General features: G+C 73.4%; 18 protein-coding genes. 6 read left to right on the top strand and 12 right to left on the bottom strand.

Translation table 11 applies throughout. The annotated features are described in order from the left end of the window. Positions 1-65: 65 nt before the first annotated feature. From aspS to MJ876_RS12700, 3 genes are read right to left on the bottom strand one after another with little or no spacing between them, the layout of a single operon-like run. Positions 66-1,874: an aspartate--tRNA ligase gene (gene aspS / locus MJ876_RS12710; protein WP_240236673.1), complete on the bottom strand. Its 1,809-nt coding sequence runs from the start codon at positions 1,872-1,874 to the stop codon at positions 66-68. Then, positions 1,871-3,244, bottom strand: a complete 1,374-nt coding sequence (gene hisS, locus MJ876_RS12705) for a histidine--tRNA ligase (RefSeq protein ID WP_240236672.1) — start codon at positions 3,242-3,244, stop codon at positions 1,871-1,873. Before hisS ends, aspS begins: the two co-directional genes overlap by 4 nt. Positions 3,245-3,248: 4 nt before the next feature. Continuing rightward, positions 3,249-3,971, bottom strand: a complete 723-nt coding sequence (locus MJ876_RS12700; protein WP_240236671.1) for an MBL fold metallo-hydrolase — start codon at positions 3,969-3,971, stop codon at positions 3,249-3,251. A 73-nt stretch (positions 3,972-4,044) separates the two neighbouring features. Between MJ876_RS12700 and MJ876_RS12695 the strand changes: the two genes are divergently transcribed. Genes MJ876_RS12695 through opgC form a run of 6 tightly spaced genes read left to right on the top strand, consistent with a single transcriptional unit; the run spans position 4,045 to position 11,737 of the window. Continuing rightward, on the top strand, positions 4,045-5,271 hold the full coding sequence (locus MJ876_RS12695) for a DUF349 domain-containing protein (protein WP_240236670.1): 1,227 nt from the start codon (positions 4,045-4,047) through the stop codon (positions 5,269-5,271). Further along, positions 5,268-6,485 carry a PP2C family protein-serine/threonine phosphatase gene (locus MJ876_RS12690; RefSeq protein WP_240236669.1) on the top strand — a complete coding sequence of 406 codons (1,218 nt, stop codon included), beginning with the start codon at positions 5,268-5,270 and terminating at the stop codon, positions 6,483-6,485. The genes MJ876_RS12695 and MJ876_RS12690 overlap by 4 nt, the downstream gene beginning before the upstream one ends. A 17-nt stretch (positions 6,486-6,502) precedes the next feature. Further along, on the top strand, positions 6,503-8,503 hold the full coding sequence (locus MJ876_RS12685; protein WP_240236668.1) for a glycosyltransferase family 2 protein: 2,001 nt from the start codon (positions 6,503-6,505) through the stop codon (positions 8,501-8,503). Further along, the gene (locus MJ876_RS12680; RefSeq protein WP_240236667.1) at positions 8,500-8,829 is read left to right on the top strand and encodes an STAS domain-containing protein; all 330 of its coding nucleotides are present in this window, start codon (positions 8,500-8,502) and stop codon (positions 8,827-8,829) included. The genes MJ876_RS12685 and MJ876_RS12680 overlap by 4 nt, the downstream gene beginning before the upstream one ends. Continuing rightward, a complete protein-coding gene (locus tag MJ876_RS12675) occupies positions 8,829-9,251 on the top strand; it encodes an ATP-binding protein (protein ID WP_240236666.1) in 423 nt (140 codons plus the stop codon). The genes MJ876_RS12680 and MJ876_RS12675 overlap by 1 nt, the downstream gene beginning before the upstream one ends. Next, entirely contained in the window at positions 9,248-11,737 is a 2,490-nt protein-coding gene (gene opgC, locus MJ876_RS22250; RefSeq protein WP_240236665.1) for an OpgC domain-containing protein, read from the top strand. The genes MJ876_RS12675 and opgC overlap by 4 nt, the downstream gene beginning before the upstream one ends. A gap of 89 nt (positions 11,738-11,826) precedes the next feature. Here opgC and MJ876_RS12665 read toward each other — a convergent pair whose 3' ends face one another. The 9 genes from MJ876_RS12665 to MJ876_RS12625 form a co-directional block, all read right to left on the bottom strand. Further along, complete coding sequence (locus MJ876_RS12665) at positions 11,827-14,184, bottom strand: bifunctional (p)ppGpp synthetase/guanosine-3',5'-bis(diphosphate) 3'-pyrophosphohydrolase (protein ID WP_374202470.1); 2,358 nt, start codon at positions 14,182-14,184, stop codon at positions 11,827-11,829. A gap of 31 nt (positions 14,185-14,215) precedes the next feature. After that, the gene (locus MJ876_RS12660) at positions 14,216-14,755 is read right to left on the bottom strand and encodes an adenine phosphoribosyltransferase (RefSeq protein WP_374202474.1); all 540 of its coding nucleotides are present in this window, start codon (positions 14,753-14,755) and stop codon (positions 14,216-14,218) included. 12 nt (positions 14,756-14,767) lie between these two features. After that, on the bottom strand, positions 14,768-15,100 hold the full coding sequence (gene yajC, locus MJ876_RS12655; RefSeq protein WP_240236664.1) for a preprotein translocase subunit YajC: 333 nt from the start codon (positions 15,098-15,100) through the stop codon (positions 14,768-14,770). A 205-nt stretch (positions 15,101-15,305) separates the two neighbouring features. Beyond that, on the bottom strand, positions 15,306-16,334 hold the full coding sequence (gene ruvB / locus MJ876_RS12650; RefSeq protein ID WP_374202473.1) for a Holliday junction branch migration DNA helicase RuvB: 1,029 nt from the start codon (positions 16,332-16,334) through the stop codon (positions 15,306-15,308). 61 nt (positions 16,335-16,395) lie between these two features. Beyond that, positions 16,396-17,004, bottom strand: a complete 609-nt coding sequence (ruvA, locus tag MJ876_RS12645; RefSeq protein WP_240236663.1) for a Holliday junction branch migration protein RuvA — start codon at positions 17,002-17,004, stop codon at positions 16,396-16,398. After that, positions 17,001-17,522 (bottom strand): crossover junction endodeoxyribonuclease RuvC, encoded by a 522-nt coding sequence (gene ruvC / locus MJ876_RS12640; RefSeq protein ID WP_240236662.1) that lies wholly within the window; start codon positions 17,520-17,522, stop codon positions 17,001-17,003. The genes ruvA and ruvC overlap by 4 nt, the downstream gene beginning before the upstream one ends. A 95-nt stretch (positions 17,523-17,617) precedes the next feature. Then, the gene (locus MJ876_RS12635) at positions 17,618-18,382 is read right to left on the bottom strand and encodes a YebC/PmpR family DNA-binding transcriptional regulator (RefSeq protein ID WP_240236661.1); all 765 of its coding nucleotides are present in this window, start codon (positions 18,380-18,382) and stop codon (positions 17,618-17,620) included. Between the two features lie 106 nt (positions 18,383-18,488). Then, positions 18,489-19,007, bottom strand: coding sequence for a hypothetical protein (locus tag MJ876_RS12630; protein ID WP_240236660.1), 519 nt, complete (start codon positions 19,005-19,007; stop codon positions 18,489-18,491). Then, positions 19,007-19,692, bottom strand: a 686-nt coding sequence (locus tag MJ876_RS12625) for a TasA family protein (protein WP_240236659.1), incomplete at its 5' end; no start/stop codon positions are given. The genes MJ876_RS12625 and MJ876_RS12630, both read right to left, overlap by 1 nt.

The following is a 19,692-nucleotide window of genomic DNA, read 5'->3' as shown; positions in this document are numbered from 1 at the left end:
CTAGACCGGCGCGGATCGAGACAGGATCACTGCGGAATAACGATTGCGTCTCGCGCCGGTCCTTGCTAGGAGCCCGCTGAGGACCCCGCCGCGGCGTCGGGCTGAGGTGCCTTCGGCTTCGCGTCGACACCCGCCTCGCGCCGCTGCTCGGGGCTGATGGGCGCCGGCGCGGCGGTCAGCGGGTCGTAGCCGCCGCCGGACTTCGGGAACGCGATGACCTCGCGGATCGAGTCCGCCCCGGCCAGCAGCGCGACGATCCGGTCCCACCCGAAGGCGATGCCGCCGTGCGGCGGGGCGCCGTAGGCGAAGGCGTCGAGCAGGAAGCCGAACTTCTCGGTCGCCTCCTCCTCGGAGAGCCCCATCACCGCGAAGACGCGCTTCTGGACGTCCTCACGGTGGATACGGATCGACCCGCCGCCGATCTCGTTGCCGTTGCAGACGATGTCGTAGGCCCACGCCGGTGCCTCGCCGGGGTCGACGTCGAAGGTCTCGAGGTCCTGCGGGCTGGTGAAGGCGTGGTGGACGGCGGTCCAGGCGCCCGAGCCGACCGCGACGTCGCCCGCGGCCTGGGCGTCGGACGCCGGCTCGAACAGCGGCGCGTCGACGACCCACACGAAGCTCCAGGCGTCGGTGTCGATGAGGCCGAGGCGGTGGCCGATCTCCAGGCGCGCGGCGCCGAGCAGCGCCCGCGAGGTCTTGGGCGGGCCGGCGGCGAAGAAGACGCAGTCCCCCGGCTGGGCGCCTACGTGGGCGGCCAGCCCGGCCTTCTCGGTGTCGCTGATGTTCTTGCTGACCGGGCCGGTCAGCTCGCCGTCGGGCTGCACCAGGACGTAGGCCAGGCCCTTGGCGCCGCGCTGCTTGGCCCACTCCTGCCACGCGTCGAGCGTGCGGCGCGGCTGGTCCGCCCCGCCGGGCATGACGACCGCCCCGACGTACGGCGCCTGGAAGACGCGGAACGGGGTGTCGGCGAAGAACGCGGTGCAGTCGACGAGCTCCTGGCCCATCCGCAGGTCGGGCTTGTCGGTGCCGAACCGGGCCATGGCCTCGGCGTACGGCATCCGCGGGATCGGCGTGGTGATCTCGTGGCCGACCAGGCGCCACAGGGCGGCGAGGATCTCCTCCGACAGGGCGATCACGTCGTCCTGGTCGACGAAGCTCATCTCGACGTCGAGCTGGGTGAACTCGGGCTGGCGGTCGGCGCGGAAGTCCTCGTCGCGGTAGCAGCGCGCGATCTGGTAGTACCGCTCGAGGCCGCCGACCATCAGCAGCTGCTTGAACAGCTGGGGGCTCTGCGGCAGCGCGTACCAGGACCCCGGCCGCAGGCGGGCGGGCACGAGGAAGTCGCGGGCGCCCTCCGGCGTGGAGCGGGTGAGGGTGGGCGTCTCGACCTCGACGAAGTCGTGGGAGGCCAGCACCCCGCGGGCGGCGGCGTTGACCTTGCTGCGCAGGCGCAGCGCGTGGGCGGGCCCGGCGCGACGCAGGTCGAGGTAGCGGTGGCGCAGGCGCGCCTCCTCCCCCACCTCGCCGCCGGCGTGGCCGGAGGCGTCGTCCACGGGGAACGGCAGCGGGGCGCTGGCGCTGAGCACCTCGAGGTCGGTGGCGACCACCTCGATGTCGCCGGTGGCCAGGGCGGGGTTCTCGTTGCCCTCCTTGCGGGCGACGACCTCCCCGGTCACCTTCACGCAGTACTCGCTGCGCAGGCTGCCGGCGACCTCCTCGTCGCGGACGACGACCTGCACCACGCCGGACGCCTCCCGCAGGTCGAGGAAGGCGACGCCGCCGTGGTCGCGGCGGCGGGCGACCCAGCCGGCGAGGGTGACGGTCTGGCCGACGTGCTCGGCGCGGAGGGCTCCGGCGTCGTGGGTGCGGATCACTGCTGCTCCTTCGCCTGCACGCGGGGGCGCAGGTCCTCGGTGGGTGGGGTCCAGGTGTCGGGGTCGGCCGTGACCTGCTCGCCGCTGCGGATGTCCTTGACCTCGTGCTCCGTCGTCTCCCCGTCCGTGCCGGCGGGCGCGGGGAACCAGACGTACGGGATGCCGCGCCGCTCGGCGTAGCGGATCTGCTTGCCGAACCGCTGCGGCGTCGCCGCCACCTCGCAGGGGACGTCGCGGGCCCGCAGCCGGTCGGCCACGGCGTCGGCGTGGGCCCGGGACGCCTCGTCGGGCAGCGCGACCAGCACGGCGCTCGGCACGGCCCGGTCCGCCGCGAGACCCGTGCGGGCGAGCAGGGGGACGACGACGCGGCTGACGCCGAACGAGATGCCGACACCCGGGTACGTCGTCCTGCCGTCGGTCGCGAGGGCGTCGTAGCGCCCGCCCGAGCAGATCGAGCCCAGCGACTCCCAGCCGCGCAGGCGGGTCTCGAAGACGGTGCCGGTGTAGTAGTCGAGCCCGCGGGCCACCGAGAGGTCGGCGACGACCGAGACCCGGTCGTCGACCAGCCCCGCGCAGGCGCCGAGCACGCCGACCAGCTCGGCGAGGCCCTCCTCGAGCAGGGGGTCGGTGACCCCCAGGGCGCGGACGTCGGCCTCGAGCGCGGCGGCGTCCGTGGCGCGGACGGCCGCGAGCGCGAGCACCCGCTCGGCCGTGGCGTCGTCCAGGCCGACGGGCCCCACGAGCTCGCCGCGGACGGACTCGACGGGCAGCTTGTCGAGCTTGTCGACCTGGCGCATCACCTCGTCGACGAGCTCGCCGCCGGTGATCCCGAGGCCCGCGTAGTAGCCGGCGATGACCTTGCGGTTGTTGACCTGCAGCGTGAACCCGGGCAGAAAGTCCAGGCGACGGAGCGCGTCGACCATGACGCGCGCGACCTCGGCGTCGTGGTGGGTCCCGAGCTCGCCGCGCCCGACGATGTCGATGTCGGCCTGGGTGAACTCGCGGAACCGGCCCTCCTGGGGCCGCTCCCCGCGCCACACCTTCTGCACCTGGTAGCGGCGGAAGGGGAACTCGAGGTGCCCCGCGTGCTCCAGCACGTAGCGCGCGAAGGGGACGGTGAGGTCGAAGTGCAGGCCGAGGCCGGCGTGGCCGTCCGCGGAGGTCTCGTGGAGGCGCCGCAGCAGGTAGACCTCCTTCGCGGTGTCGCCCTTGCGCAGCAGCACGTCGAGCGGCTCGACGGCGCGGGTCTCGACGCCGGCGAAGCCGTGCAGCTCGAAGACGTGGCGCAGGGTGTCCAGCACCTGCTGCTCCACGGCGCGCTGCGCGGGCAGCAGCTCGGGGAACCCGCTGAGCGGGGTGGGCTTGCTCATCGACTCACAGACCTCGGGTGACTCGTCCGGCGTCGTCCCCGCGCTGGAGGTCGAGCAGGTAGGGGTTGGTGGCGCGCTCGCGGCCGATCGACGTCTGCTCGCCGTGACCGGGGAGCACGACCACGTCGTCGTCCAGCGGCAGCACCTTGTCGGCCAGGGTGCGCAGCATCGTGGCGTGGTCGCCGCCCGGCAGGTCCGTGCGGCCGATGGAGCCGGCGAACAGCACGTCACCCGCGAACAGCACCTCGCTGACGCCCTGCTCGGGGTGGGGGGTGCGGAAGGTCACCGACCCACGGGTGTGGCCGGGCATGTGGTCGACGGTGAAGGTGATCCCGGCGAGCTCCAGGGTGGTGGTGTCGTCGAGCAGGCGGACGTCGTCCGGCTCGACCCACGTGTGCTCCCTGCCCCCGAGCAGCTGCGGCATCATCTGCCGCGTGTCGGCGCTCATCCCCGCGAGCGGGTCGGTGAGCAGGTGCCGGTCCTCGCCGTGGATCCAGGCGGTCGCGTCGTACGCCCCGGCGACGGGGGTCACGCACCAGACGTGGTCCAGGTGGCCGTGCGTCGCGAGGACGGCGACGGGCTTGAGGCCCCGCTCGCGGACCACCTGGGCCACCCCGTCGGCGGCGTCCTTGCCGGGGTCGACGACGACGCACTCGCTGCGGTCGCCGGTGGCCACGACGTAGCAGTTCGTGCCCCAGGGTCCGGCGGGGAAGCCTGCGATCAGCACCCGCCGCACACTACCGATGCGGTGTGCGGACGGAGCCGACGCCCACGGGCCCGGCTCTCGATACGATGATGCGGTGACCAGCCACGAGTGGGGCCGGGTGGACGACGAGGGCACGGTCTTCGTCAGGACGGCGGACGGCGAGCGCGCCGTCGGCTCCTACCCGGCCGGCACACCCCAGGAGGCCCTGGCGTTCTTCACCGAGCGCTACGACGGACTCGCCTTCGAGGTCGAGCTGACCGAGCAGCGGGTCCGGGGCGGTGTGGTGGGGCCGGACGAGGCCGCCGCCGCCGTCGCCCGGGTGCGCGGCCAGGTCGACGGCGCGAACGCGGTCGGCGACCTCGACGGCCTGCTGCGCCGCCTCGACGCGCTCGGCGAGGTGATCGCCACCCAGCGCGAGGCGAAGCGCGCCGAGAAGGCCAGGGCCCAGACCGAGGCGCGCACCGGCAAGGAGGAGATCGTCGCCGCCGCCGAGCAGATCGCCGCCGGCAACGACTGGCGCCACGGCGCCAACCGCCTGCGCGAGCTGCTGGAGCGGTGGAAGGCGCTGCCGCGGCTGGACCGGCCGACCGACGACGCCCTGTGGAAGCGGTTCTCCGGCGCCCGCACGGCGTACACGAAGGCCCGGAAGGCCCACTTCGCCGAGCAGGACACCAAGCGGGAGGGCGCCAGGGTCGTCAAGGAGCGCCTGGCCGCCGAGGCCGAGTCGCTGGCCGGCTCGACCGACTGGGGCCCGACGTCCGGCCGCTACCGCGACCTCATGCGGGACTGGAAGGCCGCCGGCCCGGCGCCCCGCGACGTCGACGAGGCGCTGTGGCGGCGCTTCCGCGGCGCACAGGACCAGTTCTTCGGCGCCCGCGACGCCGCCAACCGCGCCCAGGACGAGGAGTTCGCGGCGAACGCCGAGGTCAAGGAGGCCCTGCTGGTCGAGGCCGAGGCGCTGGTGCCGGTGACCGACCTCGACGCCGCGAAGCGCGCCTTCCGCGACCTGGCGGACCGCTGGGACGAGGCCGGCAAGGTGCCCCGGGACCGGATGAAGGAGCTCGAGGGGCGCTTCCGCGCCGTCGAGTCCGCCATCCGGGGGGCCGAGGACTCGCAGTGGTCGCGGTCCGACCCCGAGAAGTCGGCCCGGGCCGGTGACCTCGTCGCGAAGCTGGAGGCGGCCATCACCGGCCTCGAGGCCGAGCAGGAGCAGGCCCGGGCGGCCGGGGACGAGAAGAAGGCCGAGCGCCTCGAGTCCGACCTGGCCTCGCGCAGGATGTTCCTCGACGCTGCCAGGCGGGCGTCCGCGGACTTCTCGTGACGCCCGAGGCGGGAGCCGAGCCGGAGCGGCGCAGCCGCGGGCTCGACGCCCTGGACCTGCTGGACACCCCGGCCGAGGAGCGCTTCGACCGGTTCACCCGGCTCGCGCTGGTGCTCTTCGACGTCCCGATCGCCTCGATCACGCTCGTCGACGGCGAGCGGACGTTCTTCAAGTCGCTGACCCGGATCCCCCAGGTGCCGCAGCCACCGGCGAGCGACGACTTCTCCCTCGCGTGCGTGAAGTCCGGGGAGCTGCTGGTCGTGCCCGACGCCCGCGAGGACCCGACGTACGCCGGGGCGCCCACGGTCGTCGGCGCGCCGCGGGTCCGGTTCTGGGCCGGTCACCCCGTGCACGACGCCCACGGCACCGCGATCGGCACCCTGGCGCTGGCCGACCGCCGGCTGCGGCCCTGGGAGGACCGCGACGCCCAGCTGCTGCGGGAGCTGGCCCGCTGGGTGGACACCGAGCTCCAGACGGAGGGCGAGGCGCAGCGCGCGACCGCCGTCCAGGAGGCGCTGCTGCCGCCGCCGCTCGTGCTCGACGGGTACGACGCCGCGGCCGTCTGCCTGCCCACCTCCGTCGTCTCCGGCGACTTCTACGACCACGCGGGCTTCGGCGACGCCGGGCACCTCCTCGCGCTCGCCGACGTCATGGGCAAGGGCACCGGGGCGGCCATCCTCACCGCCACCGTGCGCGCCTCGCTGCGCGCCGAGGCGACGGCGTACGCGCAGGGCCGCGGGGGGCGGCACGAGGACGGTGCCGACCTCGGCACGGTGGTCTCCGCGGTCAACGCGCTGCTGGTCAGCGACCTGGCGGCCTCCGACGCCTTCGTCACCGGGTTCGTCGCCTGGGCGCACCCGGGTCGGGGCGAGGTGCGCTGGGTGGACGCCGGCCACGGCCTCGCCCTGGTCTGCCGCGCCGACGGGGCGGTGGAGCAGCTGCGGGGCGGGGACCTGCCCCTCGGCATCACCGCGGACTGGACCTGGACCGAGTCCTCCGTCGGGCTCGAGCCGGGCGACTGGTTCGTGCTGACCAGCGACGGCCTGCTCGACCTGCTGGGCGGGACGATGGACTCCCTCGGCGAGATCGCCCGTCTCGCGCTCGCCGCCGAGCACCCCCGGGCGCTCGTCGAGCGGGTCGCCGAGCTCGCGGAGACCGACCCCGCACGGGACGACGTCACCGTTCTGGCGATTCGGCGAACAAGTCCCTTGTAACTACCTAGGGTTCAGGGGTGTCTCGGGACAGTCCCCCCTCCCCCGCACCCCAGTGGCTCATCCGGGTCGCGGTGCTGCTCACCGTCGTGCTCGGCGTCAACTACGTCGTCTGGCGCTGGCTGTTCTCGGTCAACTGGAACGCCTGGTGGATCGCGGTCCCGCTGGTCGTGGCCGAGACGTACAGCATCATCGACGCCCTGCTGTTCGGGACGACCGTGTGGAAGGTGAAGCGCCGGGGCGAGGCGCCCCCACCTCCCCCGGACGCGACCGTCGACGTCTTCGTCACGACCTACAACGAGCCGCTCGACCTCGTGCAGCGCACCGCGCTGGCCGCCCGCGACATCCACCACCCGCACCGCACCTGGATCCTCGACGACGGCTCCCGCACCGAGCTCCACGACTGGGCCGAGGCGCACGGCATCGGCTGGATCCGCCGCAGCGAGGACTGGGTGGACCGGCCACGGCACGCCAAGGCGGGCAACATCAACAACGCCCTCATGCAGACCGAGGGCGAGTTCCTGCTCATCCTGGACGCCGACCAGGTGCCGGCCCCCGAGATCCTCGACAAGACCCTCGGCTGGTTCACCGACCCCGAGGTCGCGCTGGTGCAGACCCCGCAGTACTTCGTCAACGTCCCGAGGTCCGACCCGCTCGGCAGCCAGGCGCCGCTCTTCTACGGCCCGATCCAGCAGGGCAAGGACGGCTGGAACGCCGCGTTCTTCTGCGGCTCCAACGCCGTCCTGCGCCGCGAGGCGCTCATGCAGCTCGGCGTCTCCCGGTACGCCCAGGAGGTCGAGACCGCCGTGCGCCGGGCGCTCAAGACCTCCGACGCGGTGCTGGCCAACGCACGCGACGACCTCGACCCCGACGACCACCGTCTGCGCGCCGCGATCGACGAGGTGGCGGCGGAGGTCCGCCACGCCCGCGCGGAGCTCGACGCGGGCGCCGCGCTCGCCGACGTCACCTACGGCTTCCAGCAGCGCATCGACGCCGTGACCGACCGGCTCGTCGCCGAGGACCTCACCGCCCTCCGCGCCGACCTGGAGGTCATCGCCGGCCTCGAGGGCGCCATCGCGGAGGAGTCGAGCCCGCTGGCCGTCCTCGACGAGGTCGCCCTCGACCGGGTCACACGACGGGAGTGGTCCCCCCTCGGGGCCCTGGAGACGGTCAAGGCCCTGATCAGCGCCGTCGACATGAGCCGCGACGACGAGGCCCAGCCCGTCATGCCGCTGGCGACCATCTCGGTCACCGAGGACATGGCCACCGCGATGCGGATGCACGCGATGGGCTGGCGCTCGGTCTACCACCACGAGGTCCTGGCCCACGGCCTCGCGCCCGAGGACCTCGGCTCCATGCTCACCCAGCGGCTGCGCTGGGCCCAGGGCACGATGCAGGTGATGTTCCGGGAGAACCCCCTGTTCGTGAAGGGGCTCAGCGTCCCGCAGCGCCTCATGTACTTCTCCACCATGTGGAGCTACCTCTCGGGCTTCGCGGCCGTCGTCTACGTGACCGCGCCGGTGGTCTACCTGTGCTTCGGCGTGCTGCCGGTGCAGTCGCTGTCGAGCGAGTTCTTCGCCCGCCTGATCCCGTTCCTCGTGGTCAACCAGCTGATGTTCCTCGTCGTCGGCAAGGGCGTGCCGACCTGGCGCGGGCAGCAGTACTCGCTGGTGCTCTTCCCCACCTGGATCAAGTCGGTGACCTCCGCCTTCGGCAACGTGTTCCTCGGCCGGCACCTCGACTTCTCGGTCACGCCCAAGGAGCGTCCCGTCACCGACGGGCCGCAGTGGCACCTGGTCAAGCCGCAGCTCATCGTCATCGGCGCCCTCGTGGTCGCCGTCGCCCTCGGCATGGTCCGCCTCGCCGTCGGGCAGGCCGACCCCCTCGGGGTGTGGGCCAACGTGGCGTGGGTCCTCTTCGACCTCCTCATCTTCAGCGTCGTCATCCAGGCCGTGCTCTACCGCGGTCCCGACCCAGAACCGGATCCCCAGGAACACCCCCAGGAAGGGAGCACGCCGTGAGCGACTTCGAGGTCACCGTCACCGACGAGGGCGTCGGTGTCGTCCGCCCGCTCGACCGCCTGACGATGGTCTCGGCCAAGCGGTTCTCCGGACACGTCGCCGACCTCATCGGCGGCGGCACGTCGCGGATCGTCGTCGACCTGTCCCGGACCGGCTTCGTCGACTCCTCCGGCCTCGGCGCGCTGATCGCCGGGCTCAAGTCCGCCCGGCAGGCGGGCGGCGACCTCCGTCTCGCCGCTCCCTCCGAGCAGGTCACCACGATCCTGTCGCTGACGAACCTCGACAAGGTCCTGCGCCCGCGGGACAGCGTGGAGAGCGCGTTCTGATGGACGCCGAGCTGGTGCGCTCGGTGCGGCTGCCGGGCCGGGTCGAGAGCGTCGACGCCGTCGGGCGCGAGCTCGCCGACGTGTGGCGCGACGCGCCGGACGTCTCCCCGACCGACCGCACCCGGGTCGAGACGGCGCTGGTCGAGGTCGTCGGCAACGTCGTCGAGCACGCCCTCGCGGGCCGGCGCGGCGGCGAGGTCGTCGTGCAGCTCCGCGTCACGGGCCGGGAGGTCGTCGCCGAGGTCGCGGACGACGGCACCGAGCTGACGGTCGACCCGGGCGCGGCGACGATGCCCGGCGCGGACGCCGTCAGCGGGCGCGGGCTCGCGATGGCGGTCGCCGTCACCGACGAGCTGCACTACCGCCGCGACGGCGACACCAACCGCTGGCGGCTGCGCTGGGAGCGGGGTGACGGGTCGTGACCACGCTCCTGCGTCGCCTCGCCGCCCTGCCGGGCGCCGTCCTGGTCCTCCTCGCGCTCCTCCCCGCCGGCCCGGCCTCCGCGGCGGCGGCCGACCCGGTCCCGGCGCCGTCGGGCGGGCCGTACTTCGGCCCTCAGCTCGACTGGACCGACGACTCGGCGGCGCAGTACGCCGACCGGCTCGGCGCCCGCCCCTCCGCGTACGCCCAGCTGGCCGCCTACCCGCTGTCCGGCGCCGACGTCACCGTCGTCGAGCAGTTCGCGCAGCAGGCCGCCCAGCAGGGCGCGCTCGCCGAGCTGACCCTGGAGCCGTCGGTCGCGCTGGAGGAGCTCACCGCGGACGACGCCGAGGCCCTCGTCGACGTCCTCGTCGACGTGCACGACCAGTACGACACGACGGTCCTCCTGCGCTTCGCACCGGAGATGAACGCCTCCTGGACGCCGTGGGGCCAGGAGCCGTCGGCGTACGTCGACGCCTTCCGCGAGCTGGCCGACGTCGTCCACGCCGGCGCGCCGGACGCCGTCATGGTGTGGGCGCCGTCGTACGGCTCGGGCTACCCGTTCACCGGCAGCTCCGGTCGCATCGAGGGCCTCGGCTCCCGCGACCTGGCGCGCCTCGACACCACGGGCGACGGGCTCGTGGACGCCGCCGACGACCCGTACGGCCCGTACTTCCCGGGCGAGGACGCGGTCGACTGGGTCGGCCTCAGCGTCTACCACTACGGCGTGCGCCTCGACGACGGCGAGACCGACGACGAGACCGAGGGCATCGACGAGGAGACCAACACGGTCCCCGAGCCCGGCGCGTACGCCGCCCGGCTGGAGGAGGCCGCCGGCTACGGCGACGACCGCACCCGCGAGAGCTTCTACGACCGGTTCTCCGCGGCGTACGACCTGCCGATGTCGGTCCGCACGGGCGCGTTCTACGACCCCGAGGCCTCGGGCGACGACGGCCCCGAGGAGATCAAGCGCTCCTGGTGGCGCCAGGTGATCGACCCCGACACGGCCGCGGCGTACCCGAACATCGAGCTGATCACCTGGCTCGAGGTGCGGCGGGCCGAGGCCGAGACCGGCGACACCGTCGTCGACTGGCGGGTCACCCACACCCGGGCGCTCGCCGGGGCGCTGCGCACCGACCTGCGCGCCGCCGGGGTCGACCTCGGCCCGGTCACCCGCGTCATCGACCAGGAGGCGTCGAACGAGGCGACCAACCAGTACCTCACCGACCGCATCGACGCCGGCGACCAGATGGGGTGGATCACCGCGCTCGTCGTCGCGGCGTTCCTCGCGTTCGTGCTGTCCGGGCTCCTCGGACGGCTGGTGCCGTCCTGGCGCTACCCGACGCCCGACGACCCGCGCGACCAGCGCCTCGACCTGCTGCGCGGCTGGATCATCTGTGCCGTCGTCATCACCCACATCGAGGTCGCAGGCCCGTACAGCTACGTCGCCCTCAACGCCATCGGCGCGATCACCGGCGCCGAGCTGTTCGTGCTGCTGTCCGGGATCGTGCTGGGGATGGTCTACCCCGTCGCGGTGCGCCGGCAGGGTGAGTACGTCGCCGCGGTCCAGGCCCTGCGCCGCGCCCGCAAGCAGTACGTGACCGCCCTGGTCGTCGTCGTCCTGGTCTTCCTGATCTCGCTCGTGCCGTTCGTCGACGCCTCGGTCATCACCACGTTCACCGACCGCGGCACCGGCTCCGCCGGGCCCGAGGCCGCCGGGCAGGTCTACGACCTGTACGTCAACGCGCCGCGGCTCTTCGACTACCCGCCGCCGTGGTACGCCGTCCGGCAGCTGCTGCTGCTCGAGATGGGGCCGTGGGTCTTCAACATCATGGGCCTGTTCGTGGTCCTGTCGTTGCTGGTGCCGGCCCTGATGTGGGCGATCCAGCGGGGCTTCTGGTGGGCGGTGCTGCTCGGGAGCGCCGCGCTCTACGGGCTGGACCACTGGGTCGGTCTCGACCTGCTCCCCTCGCAGTTCGACGACGTCTTCCCCCTCGCGGTGTGGCAGGTGCCGTTCTGCGTCGGGCTGGTCGTCGGCAAGTACCGCCGCGAGATCACCCGCGCGCTGACCTCCCGGGTCGGCAAGGTCGCGGTGGGCGTCGCCCTCGGTGCGTACGCCGCCACCCTCGGCCTGCTGTGGCTGCAGCACGGCTCGGCGTACGACTGGCTCTACCCGAACCTCTACCAGCGCACCGAGCTCCAGGGCGGCCGCCTGATCGACCTGGTCCTGGTCATCGTCGTCGCCTACGCGATCCTGACCTGCGTGTGGAAGCCGATCGCCGCGGCGTTCGGCTGGTTCCTCGTCCCGCTCGGCCGGGTCAGCCTCTACGTGTTCATCGTCCACGTGTTCTTCGTGCTCGCCGTCGGCAACGTCCCCGGCCTCGACCGCACCAGCTGGTGGCAGGGCCTGGTCGTCCACACCGTCGTCCTGGCGGTCATCTGGGTGATGGTGCGGACGAAGTTCCTGGCCAAGGTGATCCCGGCCTAGGAGGCGGGAGGTGGTCGAGCAGCGGAGCCGTGGTTCCTGAGCCTGTCGAAGGGCGCCCGCGGCTCCGCGTCGAGACCTCGGCGACCGACCTACTGGGTCACGCGGTAGGCGTCGAAGACGCCGGGCACGGTGCGGACCGCGCGGAGGACCGAGTCGAGGTGCTTCGCGTCGGCCATCTCGAAGGTGAAGCGGCTCTTGGCCACGCGGTCGCGGGTGGTCGACAGCGACGCGGACAGGATGTTCACGTGGACGTCGGACAGCGCCATGGTGATGTCCGAGAGCAGGCGGGCCCGGTCGAGGGCCTCCACCTGGATGTTGACCAGGAACATCGACTGCGCCGTCGGCGCCCACTCGACGGCGAGCAGCCGCTCGGGGTGGGACTGCAGCTCCCGGGCGTTGGTGCAGTCGCCGCGGTGGACCGAGACCCCGCCGCCCTTCGTGACGAAGCCGAGGATGGGGTCCGGCGGCACCGGGGTGCAGCACTTCGCCAGCTTCACCCACACGTCGGGGGCGCCGGCGACGATCACGCCGGGGTCGCCCGCGGCGGCGGCCTTGGAGCGCCCGCGGCGCCCCGTGATGGTGACGGCCTCGGCGAGGTCCTCGGCCGCGCCGGCGTCGCCCCCGTGGAGCTCGATGACGCGGCGTACGACGGCCTGCGCGGAGAGGTTGGCCTCGCCGACGGCGGCGTAGAGCGACGTGACGTCGGAGAGGTGGAAGTGCGTCGCCGCCTCGGTCAGCGTCTCGTGGGACATGAGGCGCTTGAGGGGCAGGCCCTCCTTGCGCATGAGCCGCGCGATCTGGTCCTTGCCGCGCTCGATGGCCTCGTCGCGGCGCTCCTTCGTGAACCACTGCCGGATCTTCGACCGGGCGCGGGGTGACTTGACGAAGCCGAGCCAGTCGCGCGACGGGCCGGCGTTCGCGGCCTTCGACGTGAAGACCTCGACGTTGTCGCCGTTCTCCAGCTGCGACTCCAGCGGGACCAGCCGCCCGTTCACGCGGGCGCCGATCGTGTGGTGGCCGACCTCGGTGTGGACGGCGTACGCGAAGTCGACGGGGGTCGCGCCGGCCGGGAGGGCGATGACGTCGCCGCGGGGGGTGAAGACGTAGACCTCGGACTGGTTGACCTCGAAGCGCAGGGACTCCAGGAACTCGCCCGGGTCCTCGACGTCGCTCTGCCAGTCGAGGAGCTGCTTGACCCAGGTCATGTCGTCCAGGTCGCCGCGACGCTCGGTGTCGGCACCTGAGCGGCCGTCCTCCTTGTACTTCCAGTGCGCCGCGACGCCGTACTCCGCCCGGCGGTGCATGCCGTAGGTGCGGATCTGCAGCTCGACGGGCTTGCCCTGGGGGCCGATCACCGTGGTGTGCAGCGACTGGTACATGTTGAACTTCGGGAGCGCGACGAAGTCCTTGAACCGGCCGACGACGGGGTTCCAGCGGTGGTGCAGGACGCCGAGCACGGCGTAGCAGTCGCGGTCCTGCTCGACGAGGACGCGGATGCCGACCAGGTCGTAGATGTCGGAGAACTCGCGGCCGCCGACGATCATCTTCTGGTAGATCGAGTAGTAGTGCTTGGGCCGGCCGGTGACGGTGGCCTTGATGCCCGCGGCCTTGAGGTCGGCCTCGACCTCGCTGATGACCTGGGCGAGGAACGAGTCGCGGGACGGCGCCCGCTCGGCCACCAGGCGCACGATCTCGTCGTAGATCTTGGGGTGGAGCGTCGCGAACGCGAGGTCCTCGAGCTCCCACTTCAGGGTGTTCATGCCCAGCCTGTGCGCGAGGGGGGCGTAGATGTCGAGCGTCTCGCGGGCCTTCCGCTCCTGCGTCTCCGGCTTGACGTAGCGCAGCGTCCGCATGTTGTGGAGCCGGTCGGCGAGCTTGATGACCAGCACCCGGATGTCGCGGGCCATCGCGACGATCATCTTGCGCAGCGTCTCGGCCTGGGCCGAGTCGCCGTACTTGACCTTGTCGAGCTTGGTGACGCCGTCCACGAGCTGCGCGACCTCGTCGCCGAAGTCGGCGCGCAGCTGGGCGAGGGTGTACTCGGTGTCCTCGACGGTGTCGTGCAGGAGCGAGGCGACGAGCGTCGGCTCGGTCATGCCGATCTCGGCGAGGATGGTGGTCACCGCGAGCGGGTGGGTGATGTACGGGTCCCCGCTCTTGCGCGACTGGTGCGAGTGCAGGCGCTCCGCGGTGGTGTACGCGCGCTCGAGCAGGGCGAGGTCCGCCTTGGGGTGGTGCGTGCGGACCGCCTTGAACAGCGGCCCCAGCACCGGGTTGTCACCGGAGCTGCTGCGCGTGCCGATCCGCGCCAGGCGTGCGCGCATCCCGCGGGCGGAGGTGACCGGCTCGGGTGCGGGACGGGGCTCGGGCGGCGGCGCCGCCGGGCTCGTCTCGACCCGGGGCTCGGTGGCGGTCCCGGAGGGAGCGCGCCCGGTGTCGTCGGTCACGCCTCCAGTGTAGGGCCGTGCCCGACGCGACTCAGACCGCGAGCAGGCTCGTCAGCGGGATGTCGCCCAGCGACTCGCGACCGGGCAGGAACGTGAGCTCCATGAGCATCGCGACGGACGTCGTCCGCGCGCCGCAGCGCTCGACGAGCTCGCGCGTGGCGGCCAGCGTGCCCCCGGTGGCGAGGACGTCGTCCACGAGCAGCACGCGGTCGCCCTCCCCCAGCGCGTCGGTGTGGATCTCGAGGGTGGCCTCGCCGTACTCCAGCGAGTAGGAGACGGAGTAAGTCTCGCGCGGCAGCTTGCCCGCCTTGCGGACCGGCACCAGCGGCACCCCGAGGGCCAGCGCGACGGGCGCGGCGAGCAGGAAGCCGCGGGCCTCCATGCCGACGACCGCGTCGACGGTGGTCGTGCCGTCGGCGTCGCGGCCGGCGGCCGCGAGTGCCTCGACGACGTCGCCCAGACCGGCCGGGTCGGCCAGCAGCGGGGTGATGTCCTTGAACACCACGCCCTCGGTCGGGAAGTCCGGGACGTCGACCACCAGCCGCTCCATGGCGGAGCGGGCGCGCTCCAGGGCGTCGCTCACTCAGAGCTCCTTGCGGGTGTCGTCGGTCGTGTCGACGGCCGGGTCCGCGGCGGTGTCGCCGAGCGGGGTCCTCTCCGGGACGACCGTGGCGATCGCGGCGCGCGCGACCGTGACGACGACGCCGTCGGCGATGGAGACGTCGACGCGCTCGGGATCGTCGACGGCCACGAGGGTCCCGAAGATGCCGGAGGTGAGCATGACCTCGGAGCCCACCCCCAGCGCCGCCTGCATCTCACGCTGCTGCTTGGCGCGCTTGGACTGCGGCCGGATCACCAGCAGGTAGAAGATCGCGACGATCGCGATGATCGGAAGGAGGGCGGACAGCTGCTCCACGAGGAGACCTTTCACGGGTGGGTGGGACCGACCCGAGTCTAGGAGGAGGCTGTCACCGCCCCGTCCGAGGTGGTCGGTTCCGCCGGTGAGCCACGAGATCGCCTCGCGGGCCCGGGAGCACCGGCCCGGGTCGACGCGGCCTCGGGCCCCGCGCACGACCTGGTCCCCGCCGGCTCGACCGGCCGTGTGCCGGCGACCGGGAGCGTCAGCCCTCGAAGAGCGTGCTGTCGCCGCCGGTGACCGGCGGCGGGGTGAGGCCGAGGTGGGCCCAGGCCGCAGGGGTGGCGACGCGGCCGCGCGGGGTGCGCGCGAGGAGGCCCTGCCGGACCAGGAACGGCTCGGCGACCTCCTCCACCGTCTCGCGCTCCTCCCCCACGGCGACGGCGAGGGTCGAGACGCCCACGGGGCCCCCGCCGAAGCGGCGGCAGAGGACGTCGAGGACGCCGCGGTCGAGACGGTCGAGCCCCGACTCGTCGACCTCGTAGAGGTCGAGCGCCGCGCGGGCCGCCTCGGGCGTGACGACACCGTCCGCTCGGACCTGCGCCCAGTCACGCACGCGGCGCAGCAGGCGGTTGGCGATGCGCGGCGTGCCGCGCGAGCGCGACGCGATCTCGGCGGTGCCCTCACCGGTCACGTCGACCCCGAGCAGGTCGGCCGAGCGACGGACGATGAGGTCGAGCTCGGCGGGCTCGTAGAACTCGAGGTGGGCGGTGAACCCGAACCGGTCCCGCAGCGGCCCCGGCAGCAGCCCCGCCCGGGTCGTCGCGCCGACCAGGGTGAACGGGGGGATCTCGAGCGGGATCGCGGTCGCGCCGGGGCCCTTGCCGATGACGACGTCGACGCGGAAGTCCTCCATCGCGACGTAGAGCATCTCCTCCGCCGGCCGGGCGGTGCGGTGGATCTCGTCGACGAAGAGGACGTCGCCCTCGTTCATCCCGGACAGGATCGCCGCGAGGTCGCCGGCGTGGGTCAGCGCCGGGCCGCTGGTGATGCGGAGCGGCGCCCCCATCTCGGCCGCGATGATCATGGCCAGCGTGGTCTTGCCCAGGCCGGGCGGCCCCGAGAGCAGCACGTGGTCCGGGGCCCTCCCGCGCCGACGGGCGGCCTCGAGGACCAGGCCGAGCTGCTCACGGACCCGGTGCTGGCCCACGACCTCGTCGAGCGAGCGGGGCCGCAGGGCGGCCTCGACCGCGCGCTCGTCGCCGTCCGCGTCGGCGGCGACCAGCGACCTCAGGTGGGTCGCCTCGACGGCCTCGTAGTCGTCCAGGCCGTGCTCCGGGCCAGCATCCACGACGTCAGGCCTTGCTCAGCGCGCGCAGCGCGGCTCGCAGCAGCGCCCCGACGTCGGGCACCGGGCCGGCCTGGTCGGCAACCGTCTCGACCGCCCGGTCCGCCTCCTTGGCCGACCAGCCGAGGCCGACGAGACCCTGGTGGACCTGGCCGCGCCAGGCGTCGGCGGAGCCCGCGGCCGGGCCGGCCGGGGTCGTGGTGGCGGCACCGACGGGCGGACCGATCCGGTCCTTGAGCTCGAGGATGATCCGCTGGGCGCCCTTCTGCCCGATGCCCGGCACCGCCGTGAGGCGCTTGGTGTCCTCCGCGGCGATCGCCCGGCGCAGCTCGTCGGGGCCGAGGACGGCGAGCATCGCCTGGGCGACCTTCGGACCCACGCCGGAGGCGGTCTGCGCCAGCTCGAAGCAGTCGCGCTCGTCGTCGCTCGCGAAGCCGAACAGGGTCAGGGAGTCCTCCCGGACGACGAGCGAGGCCGCGAGCGTGGCCTCCTGCCCGGTCCGCAGCCCCGCCAGGGTGCCCGGCGTGCAGGCGAGGTGGAGGCCGATGCCGCCGACCTCGACGACCGCGCCGGTCAGGGTCACGGCCAGGACGGGGCCGCGGACGCTGCTGATCATCGTGCTCCTCCCGAGCGGGCCAGCGCGGCGTCCAGCCGCGCCTGGGCGCCGCCGCGCCAGATGTGGGTGATCGCGAGCGCGACGGCGTCCGCCGCGTCCGCGGGCTTCGGGGCGGCGGGCAGCCGCAGGATGCGGGCGACCATCAGGCCGACCTGGGCCTTGTCGGCGCGGCCGTTGCCGGAGACGGCGGCCTTGACCTCGCTGGGGGTGTGTGTCGCGACGGCGATCCCCCGCCGCGCGGCCGCGACCAGCGCGAGGCCGCTGGCCTGCGCGGTGCCCATCACGGTCGAGACGTCGGAGCGCGCGAAGACCCGCTCGACCGCGACGGCGTCGGGGCGGAACTCCTCGATCCACTCCGCCAGCCCGGCCTCGATGGTCACGAGCCGGGTCGCGATCGGCACCCCCGCGGAGGTCCTGATGACGTTGGCGTCGACGAGCCGCAGCGGCCGGCCCACGTCACCCTCGACGACGCCGACCCCGCACCGGGTCAGCCCGGGGTCGATCCCGAGCACGCGCATGGGCCACCTCTCGCCGTACGAACACCTGTTCGCACACGCTAGCGGCCGGCACCGACGTCGCCCACGCGACACGCCCCGGCGGGACGGCCGGGGGCTCAGGCGTCGACGGTCGCCATGACCTCGTCGGAGACGTCGAAGTTCGCGTAGACGTTCTGGACGTCGTCCAGGTCCTCGAGGGCCTCGACGAGGCGGAACACCTTGGGCGCCACCTCGGCGTCGAGCTCGACCTGCGAGTCCGGGACGAAGGAGGCCTCGGCGGAGTCGTAGTCGAAGCCGGCCGCCTGCAGCGCGGTCCGCACGCCGAGCAGGTCGGTGGCCTCCGAGATGACCTCGAACGACTCCCCCAGGTCGTTGATGTCGTCCGCGCCGGCCTCCAGCGTGGCCTCGAGGACGTCGTCCTCGGCGAGGGTGCGCCCCTCCTGCTGCTGAGGGACGACGACCACGCCCTTGCGGTGGAAGAGGAAGGACACCGAGCCCGGGTCGGCGAGCGTGCCGCCGTTGCGGGTCATCGCGGTGCGGACCTCCATGGCGGCCCGGTTCTTGTTGTCCGTCAGGCACTCGACCAGCAGCGCGACGCCGCCAGGGCCGTAGCCCTCGTACATGATCGTCTGGTAGTCGGCCCCGCCCGCCTCGGCGCCGGAGCCGCGCTGCACGGCGCGCTCGATGTTGTCCTTCGTGACCGACGACTTCTTCGCCTTCTGGATGGCGTCGTACAGCGTGGGGTTGCCCGCGGGGTCGCCGCCGCCCATCCGGGCCGCGACCTCGATGTTCTTCACGAGCTTGGTGTTCATCTTGCTGCGCCGCGCGTCGATGACGGCCTTCTTGTGCTTCGTGGTCGCCCACTTGGAGTGGCCTGACATCGCTCGTCCCTTCGTCGTCGCTGCGCACGGTCAGGGGCCGCCCGACCCCTCCGCGAGGATCGATCCTACCGACCTGCCGCTGGTCGCCCGGCGGGCACGGGAGCGCTCAGGTGCCGGTGCCGCAGGTGAAGTTGGCGATGAGCAGGCCGCCGTTGCGGAAGTTGCGGAGCCGCGCGGGGCTCGACTCGCGCGCGGAGTCCGTCAGCCGGGTCGTCACCCGGGCCTGGTAGGCCGTGTCCTGCAGGAGCGTGAGCCCGCCCCCGTCGAAGGTGAGCGTCGCCGTCGTCGGCCCGACGTTCATGAGGAAGTCCGGACCCAGCTTGGTCGCGGGGGTGACGTCGACCCGGTAGACGCGCAGGACGTACTGCACGCCCCCGCGCGGCGGCTCCGCGACGCGATCGGTCGTGAAGGTGACGCTCGCGCCCGGGTTGAGCGTCGGTCCCGACTCGACGCAGGACACCGGGTTCGCCGCCGGGGGCACGAAGACGGTCGACGCGCCGACCTCGCCGGTGGTCGAGGCCGCGGCGTCGGTGTAGACCGCCGCGGTGCCCGCGACGTGGCCGGGGAGGAGCAGCAGCAGTCCGGCGAGCAGCGTGGCGGCCACCGCGGGGCGACGCCGGACCATCAGGTCACCTGGGTCAAGGTCGCGCGCAGCAGCAGCGTGCCGGTCTTGCCCTGGTTGCCGTTGCCGGCGTTGACCGAGATCCCGATGCGCACGCAGACCGACTCCTGCGCCCCCGCGGCGAGGGACCGCGCGGAGGTCGTCAGCGAGAACGCGGAGGTGCTGGTGAGCAGCTGCTCCGGGCCGAGGGCCGCGCCCGAGCAGGTGTCCTGCACCGGGTAGGTCGTGTCCTCGACCGGGCTCCCCGTGTAGGCCTGCACCACGACGGCGTCGTCGAGGTAGGTCCAGGTGCCGCCCCGCAGCGCCTCCAGCCGGTACGTGCCCGGGGGGTCGCCGACGTTGCGGAGCGTGAGGCTGTACGCCTCGTACTCCCCCGGGGTCCGGTTCGCGAACGCGATCGACGACTTGGTGTAGCCGGCGCCCTGGCCGACCGCCTGGTCGTCCACGCGCAGGTCCATCGTGCCGGCGCTCACCGAGCCCGTCCCGACGTCGGCGCGGTCGTTCCAGAACGCGTACGTCCCCCCACCCCCGACCCCGACGCCGAGCGCGGCGACGAGGGCGAGCGCCAGGGCAGCGCGGTGGCGGGTCCGGCGCGGCAGGGAGGCCGGGGTCGCGCGGTGGCGGCTCACGTCGGGACCTCCGCCGGCGCGGGCTCCGCGGTGGGCCGCCCGGCGGGGGCGGTGCCGTC

The sequence above is a fragment of the Nocardioides sp. CFH 31398 genome, from assembly GCF_022436705.1.
Taxonomy (GTDB): domain Bacteria; phylum Actinomycetota; class Actinomycetes; order Propionibacteriales; family Nocardioidaceae; genus Nocardioides.
Note: the sequence above shows the minus strand (reverse complement) of the source record. Positions and strands in the feature narration are given on the sequence as shown.